At 56.9% G+C, this 17,498-nt stretch carries 19 protein-coding genes; 1 reads left to right on the top strand and 18 read right to left on the bottom strand.

Translation table 11 applies throughout. The features are described 5' to 3' along the window. Positions 1–228 precede the first annotated feature (228 nt). The gene (locus ACZ46D_RS06080; protein ID WP_464929144.1) at positions 229–1,434 is read left to right on the top strand and encodes a pyridoxal phosphate-dependent aminotransferase; all 1,206 of its coding nucleotides are present in this window, start codon (positions 229–231) and stop codon (positions 1,432–1,434) included. Between the two features lie 114 nt (positions 1,435–1,548). Here the strand turns inward: ACZ46D_RS06080 and ACZ46D_RS06075 are convergent, their stop codons facing one another. From ACZ46D_RS06075 to ACZ46D_RS05990, 18 genes are all read right to left on the bottom strand, one after another. Continuing rightward, complete coding sequence (locus tag ACZ46D_RS06075; protein WP_464929143.1) at positions 1,549–1,743, bottom strand: hypothetical protein; 195 nt, start codon at positions 1,741–1,743, stop codon at positions 1,549–1,551. A 54-nt stretch (positions 1,744–1,797) separates the two neighbouring features. Further along, positions 1,798–2,307: a metal-dependent transcriptional regulator gene (locus ACZ46D_RS06070; protein WP_464929142.1), complete on the bottom strand. Its 510-nt coding sequence runs from the start codon at positions 2,305–2,307 to the stop codon at positions 1,798–1,800. Between the two features lie 98 nt (positions 2,308–2,405). Beyond that, positions 2,406–4,409 carry a tetratricopeptide repeat protein gene (locus tag ACZ46D_RS06065; protein ID WP_464929141.1) on the bottom strand — a complete coding sequence of 668 codons (2,004 nt, stop codon included), beginning with the start codon at positions 4,407–4,409 and terminating at the stop codon, positions 2,406–2,408. Positions 4,410–4,504: 95 nt separating this feature from the next. Next, positions 4,505–4,930, bottom strand: coding sequence for a pilin (locus tag ACZ46D_RS06060; protein WP_464929140.1), 426 nt, complete (start codon positions 4,928–4,930; stop codon positions 4,505–4,507). 128 nt (positions 4,931–5,058) lie between these two features. After that, the gene (locus tag ACZ46D_RS06055; protein ID WP_464929139.1) at positions 5,059–6,312 is read right to left on the bottom strand and encodes a type II secretion system F family protein; all 1,254 of its coding nucleotides are present in this window, start codon (positions 6,310–6,312) and stop codon (positions 5,059–5,061) included. Between the two features lie 3 nt (positions 6,313–6,315). Continuing rightward, positions 6,316–7,959 carry a GspE/PulE family protein gene (locus ACZ46D_RS06050; RefSeq protein ID WP_464929138.1) on the bottom strand — a complete coding sequence of 548 codons (1,644 nt, stop codon included), beginning with the start codon at positions 7,957–7,959 and terminating at the stop codon, positions 6,316–6,318. A gap of 70 nt (positions 7,960–8,029) precedes the next feature. Beyond that, positions 8,030–9,280, bottom strand: a complete 1,251-nt coding sequence (locus ACZ46D_RS06045; protein ID WP_464929137.1) for an ExeA family protein — start codon at positions 9,278–9,280, stop codon at positions 8,030–8,032. Continuing rightward, positions 9,277–10,665 (bottom strand): type IV pilus secretin PilQ, encoded by a 1,389-nt coding sequence (gene pilQ / locus ACZ46D_RS06040; RefSeq protein ID WP_464929136.1) that lies wholly within the window; start codon positions 10,663–10,665, stop codon positions 9,277–9,279. Before pilQ ends, ACZ46D_RS06045 begins: the two co-directional genes overlap by 4 nt. Continuing rightward, positions 10,665–11,147 carry a hypothetical protein gene (locus ACZ46D_RS06035; protein ID WP_464929135.1) on the bottom strand — a complete coding sequence of 161 codons (483 nt, stop codon included), beginning with the start codon at positions 11,145–11,147 and terminating at the stop codon, positions 10,665–10,667. The genes pilQ and ACZ46D_RS06035 overlap by 1 nt, the downstream gene beginning before the upstream one ends. Continuing rightward, positions 11,144–11,806, bottom strand: coding sequence for a hypothetical protein (locus tag ACZ46D_RS06030; protein WP_464929134.1), 663 nt, complete (start codon positions 11,804–11,806; stop codon positions 11,144–11,146). The genes ACZ46D_RS06035 and ACZ46D_RS06030 overlap by 4 nt, the downstream gene beginning before the upstream one ends. Continuing rightward, entirely contained in the window at positions 11,803–12,378 is a 576-nt protein-coding gene (locus ACZ46D_RS06025) for a PilN domain-containing protein (RefSeq protein WP_464929133.1), read from the bottom strand. Before ACZ46D_RS06025 ends, ACZ46D_RS06030 begins: the two co-directional genes overlap by 4 nt. A 3-nt stretch (positions 12,379–12,381) precedes the next feature. After that, a complete protein-coding gene (locus ACZ46D_RS06020; protein ID WP_464929132.1) occupies positions 12,382–13,500 on the bottom strand; it encodes a hypothetical protein in 1,119 nt (372 codons plus the stop codon). Between the two features lie 25 nt (positions 13,501–13,525). Beyond that, positions 13,526–14,086 (bottom strand): hypothetical protein, encoded by a 561-nt coding sequence (locus ACZ46D_RS06015; RefSeq protein ID WP_464929131.1) that lies wholly within the window; start codon positions 14,084–14,086, stop codon positions 13,526–13,528. Positions 14,087–14,221: 135 nt separating this feature from the next. Further along, positions 14,222–14,818, bottom strand: coding sequence for a prepilin-type N-terminal cleavage/methylation domain-containing protein (locus ACZ46D_RS06010; protein WP_464929130.1), 597 nt, complete (start codon positions 14,816–14,818; stop codon positions 14,222–14,224). 343 nt (positions 14,819–15,161) lie between these two features. Continuing rightward, a complete protein-coding gene (locus tag ACZ46D_RS06005; RefSeq protein ID WP_464929129.1) occupies positions 15,162–15,545 on the bottom strand; it encodes a pilus assembly PilX family protein in 384 nt (127 codons plus the stop codon). Beyond that, on the bottom strand, positions 15,535–16,314 hold the full coding sequence (locus ACZ46D_RS06000) for a PulJ/GspJ family protein (protein WP_464929128.1): 780 nt from the start codon (positions 16,312–16,314) through the stop codon (positions 15,535–15,537). Before ACZ46D_RS06000 ends, ACZ46D_RS06005 begins: the two co-directional genes overlap by 11 nt. 16 nt (positions 16,315–16,330) lie before the next feature. After that, on the bottom strand, positions 16,331–16,936 hold the full coding sequence (locus tag ACZ46D_RS05995; RefSeq protein WP_464929127.1) for a type IV pilus modification PilV family protein: 606 nt from the start codon (positions 16,934–16,936) through the stop codon (positions 16,331–16,333). Position 16,937: 1 nt separating this feature from the next. Continuing rightward, positions 16,938–17,495, bottom strand: coding sequence for a pilus assembly FimT family protein (locus ACZ46D_RS05990; protein ID WP_464929126.1), 558 nt, complete (start codon positions 17,493–17,495; stop codon positions 16,938–16,940). Positions 17,496–17,498 lie beyond the last annotated feature (3 nt).

Below are 17,498 nucleotides of genomic sequence, written 5' to 3'. Positions count from 1 at the left end.
TAATGTTTCTGCAAAACTCCCCTCCCCTTGCGGGAGGGGTTGGGGGTGGGGGTAGCTACAACCTGCTGATATAATGGCAACTTCCCCCTCTCCCTAACCCTCCCCCGCAAGGGGGGAGGGAATTAATTTGATGTCGATTAAAAAGTTACAAGGTACTAGATAGATTGTGTTGGCTTCGTGGCGGTGACTGTCGGAGCTTTTTTGCAAACGCCATTACAAGGAAAGAAAATGGAAGCGGAAATTAGTCTTGCGCAACGAGTCAAGCAGATCAAGCCTTCCCCCACCCTTGCCGTGAACGCCAAGGCCAAGGCTCTGAAGGCGGCGGGCGCTGATATCCTCAATTTCAGCGTGGGCGAGCCGGATTTTGACACCCCTGCCCATGTGTGCGAGGCCGGGAAAAAGGCCATCGACGAAGGGTTCACCCGCTACACCGCAGTGCCGGGTATCCCGGAACTGCGGGAAGCCATTGCCAATCGTCTGGCCCAGGATAAGGGTTGGAGCTATGAGCCCGATCAGATCCAGGTCTGTTGCGGCGGCAAGCACGGGCTTTACAATATGGCCCAGGCCCTGTTCGGCCCTGGCGATGAGGTGCTGATCCCGACCCCGTACTGGGTCTCCTATCCGCCCATTGTCCTGCTGGCAGGCGCCACCCCGGTGGAGGTGCCGCTCTCCGAGGCCAACGATTTTGACTTGAGCGAGGAGTTGCTCACCCGCTACGCCACCCCGAAAACCAAGGCCATTATCCTCAACAGCCCCTCCAACCCCACCGGCGCCGTGTTCTCCGCCAAAGCCCTTGAGGCCGTAGCGAAAATGGCTCTGGCCAATAACTGGCTGATCATCTCCGACGATATCTACGACACCATTGTCTATGGCGACGGCAAGCTGCCGCATATCCTGGATGTGGACAAGCGGCTCGCAGCCCAGACCCTGGTGCTCAACGGCGTGTCCAAGTCCTTTGCCATGACCGGCTGGCGCATCGGCTATACGGCCGGGCCCAAGCAGATCATTGCGGCCATGAACAAGATCCAGAGTCAGAGCACCTCCAATCCGTGCTCCATCTCCCAGAAGGCGGCGTTGGCCGCAGTGAGCGGGCCGCAGGATTTCCCAACCATGATGCGGGACGCCTTTGTGCCCCGGCTTGACTTCATCATGGGTGCCCTGGGCAATATTCCCGGCGTGACCTGTGTGCGGCCCAAGGGTGCTTTTTACGTGTTCCCCAATGTTTCCGCCTATTATGGCAGAAACTTCCAGGGGAAGGTGATGGCGAACTCGGTTGATCTGGCGGATTATCTGCTGGACGAGGCCTTGCTGGCCACGGTGCCGGGCGCGGCTTTCGGGGCGGATGCCTTTATCCGCTTCTCCTTTGCCACGGCCATGGGGACCATCGAGGAAGGAATGAAGCGGCTGGCAGCGGCCTTGGGGAAACTTTCTTAGAGTCGATCGTTCTTCAGTCTGGTAAGTGATTGTTGTGGGGCAGGAGCTGTGCTCTGCCTAATACTGTAAGCGTTTGCCGGATTACCGCAGATGCGGTGCCGGGTGATGGCTTACTCAGCCTGCACTAAAATCCTTGAGCGAGGCATCGCTCAAGGCCCAGGTCCAGCTGTCCAGGGGGCGCTCCTTTGAGAGCGCTTTCTGGCCGTTCTGGGAGTAACACTGGTAGACCCACTCCCCACCTTTGTTAAAAACCCTGATCAGTCCATGATTGGGGTGCGTAAACCAGCCTTCAGAATATGTGCCGTCCATGTGCCTGTGTATCTCCCTAAGTGTTGCGTCTTGGTAATCCCGCCTGCCATATTGCTATTTTTCCAGGCAGTGGGCAATACATTCCTTGCATTTTTTGTCTGTTTTTCCGGTTTGGCAGTACTTGCTGAAGCCTGAAATCAGATCGTTGCCGCCCCGTGGGCATTGTTCAATGAAACTGACAAACTGGGTCAGCCGTTCGATGATTTCCTTGGGTGCGGCATGTTCAATCTTGCAGGCCCCTTCCTCCGCAATCTTTTCCTCTACAGCCAAAATCTTGATAAAGAAATCCTTGAGCGCCCGATGGCGGAGGATAACATCCTTGGCCATTTCCTGTCCGGCAGGGGTGAGGGTGATGACCTCATAGGGGGCATAGTTGATCAACCCCTTCTGGGCCAAGGAGCGGAAGGCTTCGGTCACCGAGGAGCGGCTGACCTTGAGCGTGCTGGCGATTTCCTTGGCCCTGGCCACCTGTTTTTCGGCGATGATGTGGAAGATGGTTTCCAGATAGTCTTCCAGGCTGGCGCTGAGTCGTTTGGGCGTTGGCATGGGCTGCTTGCTTGGCATATGGATGTCTGCTCCCAAGGGGCACCAGTAGTCTGCTCCAGAGATAAATATTCTTAGGATTGTCTAAAAGTATTAAGGACTGAGCGGCTTGTCAAGTTTTATTGGCTGGATGATGGCGTTTGGGAAAGTTCCCGAAAGAGTCTGGCATGGTATTCGGCGCGTGTTTGGTCGGGCTTGAGTTGCCGGTAGATCATGACCAGCTCTTTGTGGGGCAGGGCAAACCGACTGTCTACAGCAATGGCCTGTTCAAATGAGGCAATTGCCTCATCTACCCGACCCATTTCCCGCTCAACCAGGCCGAGGTTATAGATGTAGGCCGATTTTTTTTCGGGTTCCAACCGGATGGCCTCGTTAAATTCCCCGAGCGCCTTGGGGTATTCCTTGAGCTGCCAATAGGCTTTGCCCAGTTGGCCGTGTGCTGCTCCGGCTATTGGCGCGATTTGTACGGCCTTGGCAAAGTACTGTTGTGCCTTCTGGTAATCGTGCAGACCGTAGTATGCAGTTCCGGTGTTGAGCAGGGTAATGTAGTGGTATGGGAATTTTTCCAACATGGTCAAGAGATGGGGCAAGGCTTCGCTGTAGTTGTCCTGGGCCAGATAGGCTGAGCCGATATACGCGTGCGGGGTCACATCGTTGGGCTGGTAGTGCAAGGACTTGTTGCCGGAATCAATAACCTCTTGCCAGTTCTCTTGCACCGTGGCAACGCAGGTTTTGAGATAGAAATGATCCGCGGCAATGGCCTTGAGGTTGTCCACCACCATGATCGGGGCAAACACCAGGATGACGATGGCGGTATAGGCGAAAAAGCGTTTGGGGATATGGATCGGTTTGTCTGGTCTTGCCTCCCGTGCCAGGGAGGCAAGAAGACCCAGCACCGCCATGATGGTGAAAAGCGGGATCATTCTCTCCAGCGGGAAGCAGAACAGGGCATTGATGCCGATTCCCACCAGAGACAACCCCATAGCTTGGAGTTCGAGGGTTTTTGCCGGGTCTCCGGTGCACTCTCTGTGGGTTCTGAAAAGAAAAAACCCCAGCGATCCAATAAGGCAAGCGAAGAGCGTCAGGCCGATTAGGCCCAGTTCCGCCCAGATTTGCAGATAATCGTTATGGGCGTCTTTCAGGTACTGGGTATAGAGAAAAATCGACTCCTTTTGTACCGAGGGGAAATGGACCTTCAGGTTGCCCAGCCCGACTCCGAGTAGCGGATGCTGTTGGATCAGGGTGAGGGTGTCCGTCCAGATGGCAAAGCGGACATGATTGCCCTGAATGGAGGCAATGGAGGCGGCCCGGAGGCCGATGGCTTCGTAGCCAGGGGTGAAGCCAGCTGGGCCGATGTTCATCATGGTCAGGACAACAAGCAGGCCGAAGAGCATGGCCCATTTTTTCTGTCTGGACCAAAGGGAGGCGAGGTTGAGCCGGGTTGTCTTGTACAGGACGGCGAATAGCAGACATTGGCAGGTGACGGCCAACCAACCGGCCCGGGTTTGCGTGTAGATGAGATAGACGACGATCAGGCTGAGCATGAGGCTTGCACCCCAGGCAGTGGTATTGTTTTTCGTGGTCAGAAAAAGGAAACCCCCGATTGGAAAGAGCAGGACAATGAAGTGCACCGCCATGTTCTTGTTGGCAAAATTCGCGGCGGGCGGGGCGAGCTGTGGGATAACGGAGAGGCCAAAGAGATGCTGGCTGATGCCCAGGATGGCCACCAGGAAAGCGGCACCGAACAGGGCGGCCAGAACCTGGCGCCGCTGGGCCGAGGAGATCGCGAGCTGCGGGATCAGGAAAAAGAACAGGGCCGCCACCAGCCACTGGCGTCCGATATGCCAGGCCTCATAGGGATTGAGCGCAAAGATGGTAGTGAACAGGCCCCAGCTGATACAGGTAAGAAGCGGCCAGGTGAAGAAAGGTAATCTTTGGGTGGGCAAGGAGTTGCTGGTTGTCTGGGATATCAGCCAGAACAGGGCAAGGAGTATTCCGCTGGTCTCAAGAACAATGCGCTGTGGGAGATTGCTGAAGTCGCTCAGGCCGGGATAAAAAGCAATGGGTGCGGTGAAGGCAATGAACAGCAACAAGACAAATTTTTTTTTTGTTGGGAAAAACATGTTGATGCAGGCCTAGTTTGTGATTCACACAAAAAAAGCGGCGTCCATGGAGGAGCCGCTTTTTTTGTGTGTTGAAACAGGATGCTAACTTATATTCATGGTACTGGCCAGCTGGCAGCCTTCTTGCCAATTACTGCTGGCGTCGGCGGGTTTCCTGCCGCATTTTCGCTTGTTGTAATTGCCATTATGTAGGCCCTGTTATTGATCGTAACTTTAACTTCTCCATCTGTGGCAGAATCCTTCGGATAATCTGTATCAATAAGCTCAGCCAAACGGGCTGTACCGATTGCAGTACTAGTGACTGGGGTTACCGCGCCACCGGCCAGATTCTTCGCAAAGTTCATGGTTGCGGCACCGCGGGCTGCGCCCAGCACACCATTTGCTGCCCCATTACTCGCTTCCAGAGTCAGATCCTGATACCTGGGGACCGCCACTGCCGCCAGAATACCCAGAATAACAATGACCACAATCAACTCGATCAGGGTGAAACCTTTTTCATTTCCCGCCAGATTCTTCTTCATACCGTTCTCCTTGTGAATGGTTAATGCATGAACCATACTCTGTTTAGCAATCTTCCGTCAAATATTTTTTGCCGGATTTTCATGTTGTTATAGTGGGTTGCGCCGTGCTCCATCTGTGTTTTTCTGGGTCATCCCCCTCCCCGGACAACCTTGAGCATGTCCCACATAGGGGTGAAGATGGCCAGGGCGAGGAGGCCGACGAAGATGCCCAGCACCAGCAGGAGGATCGGCTCGATCAGGGTGGAGAGGTTTCTGATGGTGTAATCGCTTTCCAGATCGTAGTAATCAGCCACCTTTGCCATCATCTCATCCAACCGGCCGGACTGCTCGCCCACCGCGATCATCTGGGGAACCATGGGCGGAATTTCCGGGTGACTGGCCATGGCCTCGTGCAGGCTGACGCCTTCCTCCACCTCGCCGGTGATTTCCTCCACCATCTGGAACAGGACCAGATTTTCCAGGGCGTTTGTCGAGAGCCGCAGGGTTTTGATGATGTCGATGCCGCTGGTGGTGAGCACGGAAAAAACCCGGCAGAATCTGGCCATGTAAATCTTGGTGGCCAGGGGGCCGAAGATCGGCATCTTCAGCAGGAGCCGGTCGCGGAAGAGCACGAACTCTGGAGCACCCAGGGCCAGCCGGTAGGCGATGAACAGGGCCATTGCTGCCCCGACAATCCCTAAGGTGTTGTCGGCAAAAAAGGTGCTGACCCCCATGAGGATGCGGGTGGCCAGGGGCAGTTGGACCTTGGCCGCGGCAAAGAGTTTTGCGAACTTGGGCACCACGAAGGTCATCAGGAAAAAGACCGCGCCGGTGATGGCGATGATGACGAATTTCGGATACCGGGTGGCGGACTTGATCCGTTCCGTGATGGCCTTCTCGTTTTCATAGAGGGAGGCCAGATAGGCAAAGGCCTTGTCCAGGGAGCCGGTTTCCTCGCCCACCTTGACGATATTATAGAAAAGCAGGTTGAAGACCTTGGGTTGGCGGCTCACGGTTTCGCTCAGGCTTGCGCCGCTTTCCACCTCGGCGGTCATGGAGAGGATGATCTCCCGCAAGATTGGGTTGCTCACCTGGAGGGCCAGGATACCGAAGGACTCGATGATGCTGACCCCGGCGGCCAGCAGGGTGGCCAGTTGCCGGCAAAAGAGGATCTTGTCTTCCAGGGTGACCCCGAAGAGCCGCTCCTTGAGTGTTGGTCCGGCTGTGGCCAGGGCGGTTTTCTTTACCCCGGCGGCCTGCTGCTCGGAGAGAACCTGGATGTTCACCGGGCTCAAGCCTCCTTTCTGCAGCCAGGTTTCCACCTCCTGCATGATTTCTGCGGCATGGGTGCCGGAAACAACCCGACCGGCGGAGTTGATGGCCTCGTAACGGAAGATCGGCACCGGTTATTCCTTCAGTTCCATGGTGACGCGGAAGGCCTCGTCCACCGAGGTCTGGCCGCTGACCACCTTGGCCATGCTGGACTGGCGCAGGGAGGTGAGGTCTTCTTTCAGCGCCTGCAGGAAGATATCGTTACTGGAGGATTTCTTGAGGATAAGGTCCTCGATGGCCTGGGAAATAACCATGGTTTCGTAAATGGCGATTCTCCCTTTGTAGCCCGAGCCCTCGCATTTGTCGCAGCCCACCGGTTTGTAGAAAATCCGCGACGGGTCATAGGCAACGCCCAGGGCTTCCTGGAGTTCTTCCGGCGGGGTGAAGGGCGCCTTGCAGTTGGGGCAGAGCAGACGCAGGAGGCGTTGGGCCACCACCAACCCCACGGCCGAGGCAATGAGAAAGGGCTGGATGCCCATCTCGATGAGCCGGGTGATGGCGCCTGCCGCATCGTTGGTATGCAGGGTGGAAAACACCAGATGGCCGGTGAGCGCCGCCTGGATGGCGATCTCGGCGGTTTCCGCATCGCGGATTTCGCCGATCATGATGATGTCCGGATCCTGGCGGAGGATGGAGCGCAGGGAGTTGGCAAAGGTGAGGTCGGCCCGGACATTGACCTGCACCTGGTTGATCCCGGACAGTTCATACTCCACCGGGTCTTCCACGGTGACGATATTCTTATCCACCGAGTTGAGATAATTCAGGGCGGCATAGAGGGTGGTGGTCTTGCCGCTGCCGGTGGGGCCGGTGACCAGGATGATCTCATGGGGCCGGGAAAGATGCTCGATGAACAGGGCGCGCTGGTATGGCTCAAAGCCAAGGGCCTGCAGGTTGAAGCGCACCGTGCCCTTGTCCAGCAGGCGCAGCACCACTTTTTCCCCGGCGCTGAGGGGCAGGATGGAGACGCGCACGTCAAACTCCTTGCCGGAGATGGGTAGTTCAAACCGGCCATCCTGGGGCTTGCGGCGCTCGCCGATATCAAGATGGGCCATGATCTTGATGCGGGAGATGAGGTTGGGGTGCATTTCCAGGGGAAAGATGTTGGCTTCGCGGAGGATGCCGTCCACCCTGGTGCGGACCCGTACCCGCTCATGATCCGGCTCGATGTGGATGTCGCTGGCCCGCTGCCGCACGGCTTTGAGCAGGATATCGTTGATGGCGTTGACGATGTCGGATTCTTCCCCGGAGTCTTCAAACCGCTCTTCGGCCTTGGCCGCCGAGGCGTACAGCCGGTCCATCGCGGCGATGATCTCCGATTCGATCCCCACGCAGATTACGGTCTTTTCCTTAATATAATGGGCCACCTCGTCAACGGCGAAGATGTTGAGCGGGTCGGCAAAGGCGACCAGCACCTCGCCGGGCCGCTTGCCAAGGGCGAGGACCTTGTATTTTCTGGAGACGGCCTCGGGAATGATCTGGGCCACCTCCGGGTCCACCACAATCCGGCTGAAATCGATGAAGGGAATTTTCAGCTGCCGGGCAATGGTGTTGGCCACGGCGGTATCGTTGACAAAGCCCAGTTCGCGTAGGGCTTCGCCCAGTTTCATGTCGCGGTCAGCGCCATGGGACAACGCCTGTTGCAACTGGGTAGCGGTGATCAGCCCGCCTTCCACAAGAATGTCGCCGAATTTTCTTCGTTTCGGTTGCGGTGTCGTCATCGGAAGCGCCACGGCTGGTGGTTTTGCAAGGAATTATTGTCTGCGGGACAGTCGCCCGAGGGTTTGTTTTTCATTGTGATCCCCTCACAAAAGGAGAGGGATACACGGGTCTCACGCTTTCCCCTGCTGGTTCTTCCGCCGGGGTGGCACTAGTTCCCTCTCCTTCAGGAAGAGGATTGGCGGGAGGGGGCGGGGGTGGCAACGGCATGGTCTGCGGTACCTGTATCTTCGGCGGTTGGCTAAGCGATTGCCTGTTGCCGTTTACCAGGCCATTGAACCAGGCAATCCCCTGCTCGAACCAGGGCGTCATTGTCTGTCTGCCCTCATCCGCCAGGCGTGTGATCCAGTCCGTTGACTGATCAACCCATGGGGGCCTGGCAGGTCTCTCAAAGGAGATGTTGTTTGTAATCCAGACCGGGGGAAAGACGACCCCCCAGAACAGGAGCAGGAGAAGCAAAAAGCCCGTGCCCCAACGGAGAACTGGCCCGAGAAACCCGCGTCCCTGCTGCGGGGTATTGAGGGAAGCTATTGCCTCCCGGACGATTTTACGGGAGATGCGGGTTTCTTTTTCGGCGTAGGCAACCAGGAGCGTTCTGCTCATGATCTTGTTGATCAGCCGGGGATAGCCCTTGGTGAAACGCCAGAGCAGGTCGGTGGTGGCGAAGGAGCGCGGCATTTCATAGACGCCGCTTTTCTTGAAACGGTGGAGGATATAGCTGACCATTTCCTGCTTGGAAAGGGGGGCAAGGGTCTCCATGATGCTGACCCGTTGGACAAGCTGGCGCATGTTGTTCTGGGCCAGCTTGTCGCGGAGCTCCGGCTGACCGAAGAGCACGATCTGCAAGAGCTTCTGGGTGTCTGTCTCGAAATTGGAGAGCAGGCGGAGCTGTTCCAGACTCTCGTCGGGAAGGTTCTGCGCTTCGTCAATGACGATGAGCAGCTTCTTGCCTTGTAGCGCCAGGGCGTACAGATGGTCGTTTAAGATGCGCAGCAGCGCGTCGAGGCTGGCTGCGTGGTCCGTGGGAACGGGGAGACCGATATCCTGAAAAATGGCCAGGAGCAGTTCCAGGCGGGAGAGGTGGGGCGAGAGGATCACCGCGGTTTCAAACCGGTCGGGCAGATCATCCATCATCAGGCGGAGCATGAGGGTTTTGCCGGTGCCGATCTCGCCGGTGACGATGATGAAACCCTCGTCTCCCTGCAGGCCGTAGCGGATAACCTCCCGCAGGGCGGCATGCCCCTTGGTGGGGAAGTAATAATTCCTGTCCGGCGTCATGCGGAAAGGATCTTCCTGTAGGCCGAAAAACTCAAGATGATTCATTGTGGCGGTGCCGCAGCCCCCTGACTCGTTTTTGCCGGATCATCAGCGGGCAGAGTGGTTCCCTCAGGAGCCCTGGAGGGAGTTGTCTCCTTGGCCGTTGCCTGGTCGGTTTGTTTTTTGGGCATGCTGACAATGCGGGGGGTGATAAAGACCATGAGTTCCGTCTGGTCGTTGCGCTTGTTTGAGTTTTTGAAGAGGTTGCCAAGGATCGGGATATCCCCCAGACCCGGCACCTTGCTGTTTTGATCGCTCTTGTTTTTCTGGAGAATGCCGCCGATGACCACGGTGACCTTGTCTTCCAGAAAAAGATTGGTGGTGATCGCCTGTTTGTTGATCAGCAGTCCGCTTGTGCTGGAGGATGTCTGGTCAACGCTGTCGTTGGTGACCGCGACATCCAGGATAACGTAGCCATCCTGCAACACCGTGGGCTTGACCTTGAGACCAAGGTTGGCCTCCCTAAACGAGGTGTTGACGGTGTTGGCGGTCTGGGTCACATAGGGGATCTCCTTGCCCTGTTTGATCTCGGCCTCTCTGCCGTCGAGGACAAGCACGCTGGGCGAGGAAAGGATCTCCAGCAGGTTGTCCGATTGCATGGCCTGGAGTTCCACATTGAGATTGATGTTCTGGCGGATAAAGCCGAAGGCCAGGCTGGTGGTGGACTCGGCGGCAGGCAGGTTAATGGCTGCCGCGATCGGGTTGATCTTGGTGGCAAGGGCGGCGGCATCCCGGTAGTTGTTGTAGCCCCAGATGATGCCCAGCTGTTTCTTGGCCTCGTTGGAGATGGAAACGATGCGGGCCTCGATGTGGACCTGGGGGATGGGCTGATCAAGCTCAACCAGCATCTCGCGCAGACGGGGGATGTTTTCGGCCCGATCCTGAATGACCAGGCAATTGCCGCGGGTGGTCACGGTGATTGCGCCATTTGGGCCGAGGAGGGGTTTCAACTGGTCGAGATAGGCGGCGGCATTGCCGAATTTGGTGCAGAGCCGTTCGCTGGTAAGATCGCGCTGTTGTCCTTGGAAGTCCGCCTTTTTTTCCACGAAGAGGACATTATTTTTCTGGTAGTACCGCAGCTGCTTGGCATCCATGATGACCTGGAACACCTCGTACAGGCTCAGCTTTTCCACGTCAAGATTGATGGTGTCGGTGATGTTGTCCGCCACCAGGATATTGATTCCGGCCTGGCGGCCCATGCCGCGCAAGAGCAGGGAAACCTGCAGGTTTTCCGTCCGCAGGGAGGCGGGGAATTTTTTCAGAACCTCCAGCAGGGGTGCGTTGTTTTCCGGTTCCACCGGGACGGCGCTCAGGCCGGGTAAGGGGGAAAGCCCCTGCGCCAAGACAAGCACCGCCGAGAAAAGTATTGCCCGCAGAGAAGAGATTCGCATCAGGGTTTTTTATCCTTCATGGGCAGAGGCCTGGGTGAGGACTCAAGCCACAGTTCGTGGGAGACGCCATTTTGTTCAAGAACAACAAGATCCTTGAGTATCTGCTTGATAACCGAGTCGCCCACCGTTTCCCCCTTGGTGACCAGGTGGTCATTGATAACGGCCTGGGGGTTGCTCTTGTCCCAGATTATACCAGAGAGGGTCAATCCGCCAATGGAATTGCTTTTTTCCCGTGGTTCCTGGCTTTTGAAAAAGCTGATCTGCTCACGGCTCCAGTTAAAGGGATCTCTTCCCAGGGGCGGGCTGGCTGTTTTTTTACCTAAAACCGCCTCGATTTTTTCCGGCCGCACCGTGAGGACCTGGGGCTCTTTGGCCTGAAGCGGCAGGGCGTGGCCAAGCAACAGGAGCGCCGGGAGCAGGACTTTGCCTGCCAGGGCTCTCGCTAATGTTTTCAGCGGCGGGAGGTGTCGGTTGTTCATCATGGCTTGGCCAGGGTTGTTCTGCCGACAACCATGCTGAATTTAACCTTGGCCTGCTGATCGTAGCCCGCATTTGTCAGGCGTTCCACGGCAAGATCCTCGATGATTCCTATCTCGGCTCGGCTTTCGATGTATTGCAGATACCGGTAGAGCTCCGGAAAAGGAAGCTCGCCGGCCAGACTCACGGTGTTCAGGATGAAGCCGTTTACGGAGCGGTCTTCCAGCTGGCTCATCTGCTGCAAATTGTTTTCCATGTTGATCGGTGCGTTGGCATGCAGGGTGAAAAGGGTTTTGGAAAACTGTTCCCGGTCTGTCAGCGCTTGCCAGTGTTCCTCGATAAGCCGGATTTGCAAGGTCAGGGTCTCTGTTTGTTCCCGCAGAATCTTTTGTTCCGCCTCAAGCTGGGAAACCTGCAGGGCAAGCGCACTGCCCAGCTGGGCGGGAGCGGTGCTCTCGACCTCTTGTTTCTGGGTAATTTTCTGGCGCAGCGCTTTTTTCTGCGGAGCCAGGAGCAGGGTCGAACCGCCATAGAGCACGGCAAAGCAGACCAGAACCCCGAGGCAGAGTTTCCGCAGCTCGGCAAAGGCCTCCGGATCGCTCTTTAACAGGAAAAACCATTCCTTCAGCTTGTTCCCGAGAATGATGAGTTGCTGGGCGTTCACGAGGGATCACCTTCTCGTTTCAGTTGAAAGGCGATGGTAAAGGTGAAGTCTGCTTTCTTGGCCTCGGGGCTGCGGTCAAGGTTATGGAGCATGACGCTGGTAAAGAGGGGATTGTTGCCCAGCGCCTTGACAAAGGCGGGCAGCTCCCGATACTGGAGGGCGCTGCCGGTAATCTGGCCGCCATCCTTGGCGAAGATGATTTTTTCGCAGCGGACCGAAGAGGGCATTGCCGTGGCAATGGTCGAAAGTACCCTGGAGAAATATTTTTTTCGTTCCTGGATGCTGGTGAGTTTTGTTGCCTGCACGCTCAACTGCTCTTTTTCGTCTTTCTGCTGTTTGATGCTGCTGGTCAGCTGGGCAATCTTTGCCTGGGTCGCGGCAATTTCTGCGGCCCGTTGCTGGGCGGCGGCAATGTCGAGGTTCAGCGAACTGATTTGTCTTTTGAGAACCCGGTCGCTTGCGGCGAGAAAAAGGAAAATAAGGGCCAGGAGAAGACCCACTGCGGGCAGGGTCGTTTTTCTGATCCTTTCGGCAAGAGGCAGCTGGGGGACAAGATTGATCCGTTCAAGCATGGCTCACCACCTCGCGCCTGTGCCGAGGGCCAGGACATGCAGTAGGGGCGAACAATCCGGGCTGCCGGTGGTGGCGGTCAAGGATTTGCACTGGACGCCGAGGAGATTGTTGCTGCTCTCGGAAAGCTCCGTCCAGAAACCGTCGGCGCCACCGACAAAGATGTTGCGGATGGCCGCGCCTTTTTGGATGGAGGCGTAATAATCACGGGTGCGCAGAATCTCCAGGGGAATTTTGTGCAGATAATCCGACCAGGTAACGTTGTCTGCTTCTTCTGAAGAAGGGGTGCTGGCGGCGCTGGCCGAAGGCGTGGATTCGGATCCAGACCGTGTGGCCTCTTGGGAGGACAGCACCGAGAAATCGGCAAGAATGGAGGCGGCGTCGACGTGCTCGTCTGAGTGCGGCTGGTTGTCTTCGTCGAAAATGAGCAGGTCGTCGGTAAGTTCCGGCAATTGCGTTGCTGATGGCAGCGCAATGTGCAACGGTTGTTGCCGGCTGATTTCCCCCTGTGGTTGCATGGCTTTTACCGTGCGGATGAGGGGGAGTTTGTCCTTTTCGTACACGGCCAGGGAGATGCTGTCTTGCCAGAGGAGCACGCAGAGGCTGGCCTCGTTTGGCGGCAGCATTTTTTCCTGAAAAAGAAAGGTGAAGGCGGCAAAGACGTCCGGTTCAAAAAAAGAGAGCTTGATCTGTTTTCTGCTGAATTCCCGGCGGATTTTCTGAAACACCCCGGCGGGAAACAGGTAGACCGTCACCTGGAGCCGATCTTTGAAGCGGCCGGTGATCTGCCAGTCGTAAATAAACTCGTTGAGCGGCCTGTGCAGGGCTTTGGCAAGATGGTAGGGCAAGGCCTTGCCCACCGCGCCATCCGGCATGATGGGAATGCTGGTGGTGATCACTTCAAAAAAGGCAAGGGGCAGGGCCATGGAGACCAGGCCATGGAGATTGCCAACCCCGGCGAGCAGCCGGGGGATGGTGACATCCGCGGTGAGGGCGCTGTCGGTTTGGGCAAGAATATGCAGCTGGGCTGCGCCGGACGGAGCCTTTGAGACCTCGGCCAGCATGGTGTTCTCACTGTCGCCGGCAAGGGCGAGATATCTTTTGGTGCTGAAGGGCAGCTTCATAAAAAAGATGGTTCCGTTCGTTTCGTCATTGGGGGTTCGTTGCCGGCCCAGGCTGGATCTGCCCTGCGGTCAGGGAAGAGAGCCATTGGCTGTCAAAAAAATCTGCCTGCCCAAGGAGGTCGAGATTCTGGCGGAGCAGGGGGTGGTTTGGCGCCAGGGCGTGGGCCTCGCTGAAAAGCCTTTTGGCCGGGGCGCGCAACCCCAGCTCCGCCAGGGCCACCGCCATGTTGATCAGGGCCTCCGGTCTTTCCGGCTGCTGCTTGCGCGCCTGTTCAAGGTAGTAGATTCCCCGCCAGTGCTGATTTTCCTGAATCAGGGCGATTCCTGTGTCGTTGAGCTGCTGGTAGAGGTCAGCGCCTGTTGCGCCCGGTGATGCTGCCGGCGGGATCGGTGGCGCCGGAGGCATTGCCTTGGAGTCAACCGGCTGGGGTGCCGGCTCGGCGGGACGACCCGGTATCCCAGCCGGAGCAGCAGCGTCAGTGGCAACAGCGCCAGCGGTGACGGGCGGCTTGGCATCCTTGCGCTTTGGTCCGCTAAAAAATACGATCAAGGCAAGAGCCAGCAGGGCAGAGGCTCCCAGCAGCACAATCCACCGCTTTTTGCTTGTGCCCGCTTGCAGGCCAATGCCCGTGGCAGGAGCTGATTTTTTTTTTGGAAAGGCCGCCCGGTTCGCCGGTGCGGATCTTTTCGAGGGTATTGTAGAGTCTGCTCACGCGTCCGCTTACCACTCAGAAGGGCGTTTGTCGGCGGAATCCACATTGTCGGTGAGTGGCCGGTCATCGTTCACATAGAAAATGGCGTCAACCCCCCGGCCACTGGCATCGCGTTCGTTGCCAGGGTAGTAGGCCCAGCCGGTGGACTCATCCGCCCGCCTGGGGTTTATCAGCACATCGGCCATGCTCTTTGCGGAAACGCCGGAAGGGCTGGCGGACATGCCCGGTGGCTGGTCCGGCAGGTTGCAGAGCGGCAGGGCCAGGTTCTGTTCGGTGGAGTAGAAATCACTGCGGACAATGCGCAACCCTTTTAAGGCGGCGGGACGGGTGAGAAGGCGCAGCTCGTTATATTGCAACTCTTCCAGGGTGGGCCAGTCCGGATTGTTGCCGTCGGGTCCGGTGTTGACCCCGGAGGCGAGAATCTTGGCGTGGGCCAGTTCGAGTCCGCCCCGGATGGCGGCGAGCTTGCCCTTGACCACGGCGATCTTCGCTTCCTTCTGGATGTTGAGATAGTAGGGGATCGCCGTGGCGGAAATGAGCCCGAGGAGAATGATGACGATGATGAGCTCGATGAGGGTGAAGCCTTTGTTGTCAAGCTTAAGCAATGGAAAACCTCCTGTGCCATGGTGTCTGTTCAGGTACAACATTGCTTCCCGCCGACTTTTTACCGAGGAATCATTTCTTTATAGCACAGATATCTCTGAGATCAAAGGAATAACCCATTGTTTTATTGGGGAAAAATAATAAAAAGCCATGGTTTTTCAAGGCGGAGGGGGTGATGTGTGAATTTGTGGCCAATAAAAAACAATATTTCTGAACAGTTATGGTTGGTTTGGAGGGATCACCATGGAAGAAAATGCGGACAATGGGGGGCTCTTTATTTTTTTAGCAGGCAATGAGGATACGGTTGGAAAGGACTTAGGGCTTGGATGGGGACGATTCGTTCGGCTACAGAATATATTTTGCCTCAACCTCCCGACTGACGCCGGTGCCGTGGGTGGCGCGGACCCGGATTGTCGCCGGGGTAGCCGCAGCGGTGAAGTTATCGGTGATGATTGCTGTGGGAATCTGGCCGATGGTTGGATTAACCAGCGCTGGTCTGGCTGGAAGGGCACCGCCCCTATCGTTTCTAAGGATATTCAACCGCATGACGGACTCGGCGCTGTACAGGGCTTGAGCCCAGAGATAGTCCTCCGCCGAGGATCTCTGGGTGGTCACGGTGTACCGGGCGATCAACAGACCGAACAGGGCGAGAATGACAATGGCGAACACCGCAGTGATCAGGGCGAAGCCGCGCTGGGTGGCAAGGGGGACAAGATATTTATGGCACATTGCGGATCTCGATCTCCTTGTGGAAGTTTATGGTTTCGTCGTTGCGGGCAATGGCGAAGTTGATAGCCACCATGCTGTTTCGGGACGAGGTGCCGGGTGCGTAAATGAAATAGGGCAGACCGCCGCTGGGGACGATATTCTTGACGAGGGGTTGAGGGTTGCCGAATACCCCCAAGGCCTCTGTCGCCGACACCGCGGTCGTGGATCGGGACAGGACGCCGTTGGTAACAGAAAAGCGCACCGCCAGGTTTTGTACGGCGTAGTAGCGGTTATACGGCGACGAGGCCAGGCCGATGTTTTCTCCCAAAGTCATCCTTCTGCCGCCGCCGCTTACGCCGGTAACGCTGTATATTCTGCTGCTATCGGCGAAGTCATTCCATGAAGTATTGTAGATGGAAACCAGGGTGCCGACCGGCAGCGCGGCAGTGGGGTCAGTGATTCTGTTGGTGGGAGTGGGCTCCGTGTACTGGCCAAAGACAGGGCTCATGGCATTTTCATTAACCAGGCCGACACTGATGGTATCGTCAGCGATTGTTGTGGTGGAAACATCTACCGCATTGGGCACGGCAATGTGAATCTCCCGCTCCATCCGCACCAGGGCGGATTTGCCTTCCTCGTACATCTCCATGCGGACATCAGCGCCGAAGAAGCCCGTGAAAGCTTGGCTGATGAATCCGGCCCCCATGGCGCCGACGATGCCGAGCAGGACGATGACGATGATCAATTCGATTAGGGTGAAGCCGTTCGGCTTCTTTCCGGGTTGAATCATGTTTGTTGTCTTCATTCTAAATATTGCAGGCTACCGCTACAAAGCGGAAAACCTCCCCCAAGGGCGAGGTGATGGTCACGACAACCCGTTTGGTGTCCGTCCTATTCGCCGAAACGGCGGGCAGAGTGTTGGTAATGGTGGCGTTGGAACTGGTGATATAATCGACCGTTACCTGGCGACGATAACCGGGGAGGTTGAAGGTATTGCCGTTTTGATCCGTGAAATTGTCAATTTCTGCAGGCATGCTGCGATAGTCATCAACGTCATCATAGGTCGTTCTTGTCTCGCCCGCATCGGCGCCGAGATTTGCCACCGGTGTTGCAGTAGTGACGCAGGTGTCGATGAGTGAGGGTCGTGTAGCCCGGTTGGGGCTTTCGACGGTGCAAATCGGCCCGCCGCCTATGGGGGTATTTTCATCCCATCGCTTGGCCATGACTTCATCCATTAGGGCTTGACCCAGGGCGATGGCTCGTTCCCGGATCACCGGATCGGGGCTGTGGGTGATGGCGTTGAAGAACGGCACTAGGATTCCGGCAACCGCGCCGAGGATGACGATGGTGATGACAATCTCGATCAGGGTGAAGCCGCAGTTCGCGGCAGGTTTGTATGCGTCGTTTCTCATGCTACTCCACATAGCCAGTGCGTGGGTGGATAGTGACGGGTGTGCCGTTGCCATCCGCTTTGATGATGAAAGTTGTGTCGGTAGTAAAGGGGACGCCCGCCGGGTTGATGGGCTCGCCCAGGCCATTGAACCAGACTGAGGAGGAGAGGTCGTAGGGGACGGGGTCGGGGGGGCCGGTGAGGGAGGTGTTGGCCTTGTCATTCAATGCCCGGTTGCGGTACGTTTCTTCCGCACATTTGTCAGGTTTATTTATTTCGCTTTCATCAGGGGGGAGGCACTTGCCGTTCTGCCGCTGGATAGTGTAGCGGTTTGCTGAAACGGTTATTCCCCAAGGTTTTGCGACATATGTATCATCGTACTGCTGGGTCATGGCCTTGTGCTGGGCGTAACGCACCGCCCGCTTGAACTCCTTTACCGCAGCCGCTTCTTCCATGCCGACGGGCCAGCGCTCATAGGCCACGGCGGAGAGAATGCCCAGGATGACAATGATCATAACCAGTTCGATCAGGGTGAAGCCCCGCTGGTGGCATGTTCTGTATGGGAAAAGGTTTCTGGCCATGGC

It is taken from the genome of Thiovibrio sp. Mzg5, assembly GCF_055379285.1.
This window is presented reverse-complemented; position numbering and strand designations above follow the sequence as displayed.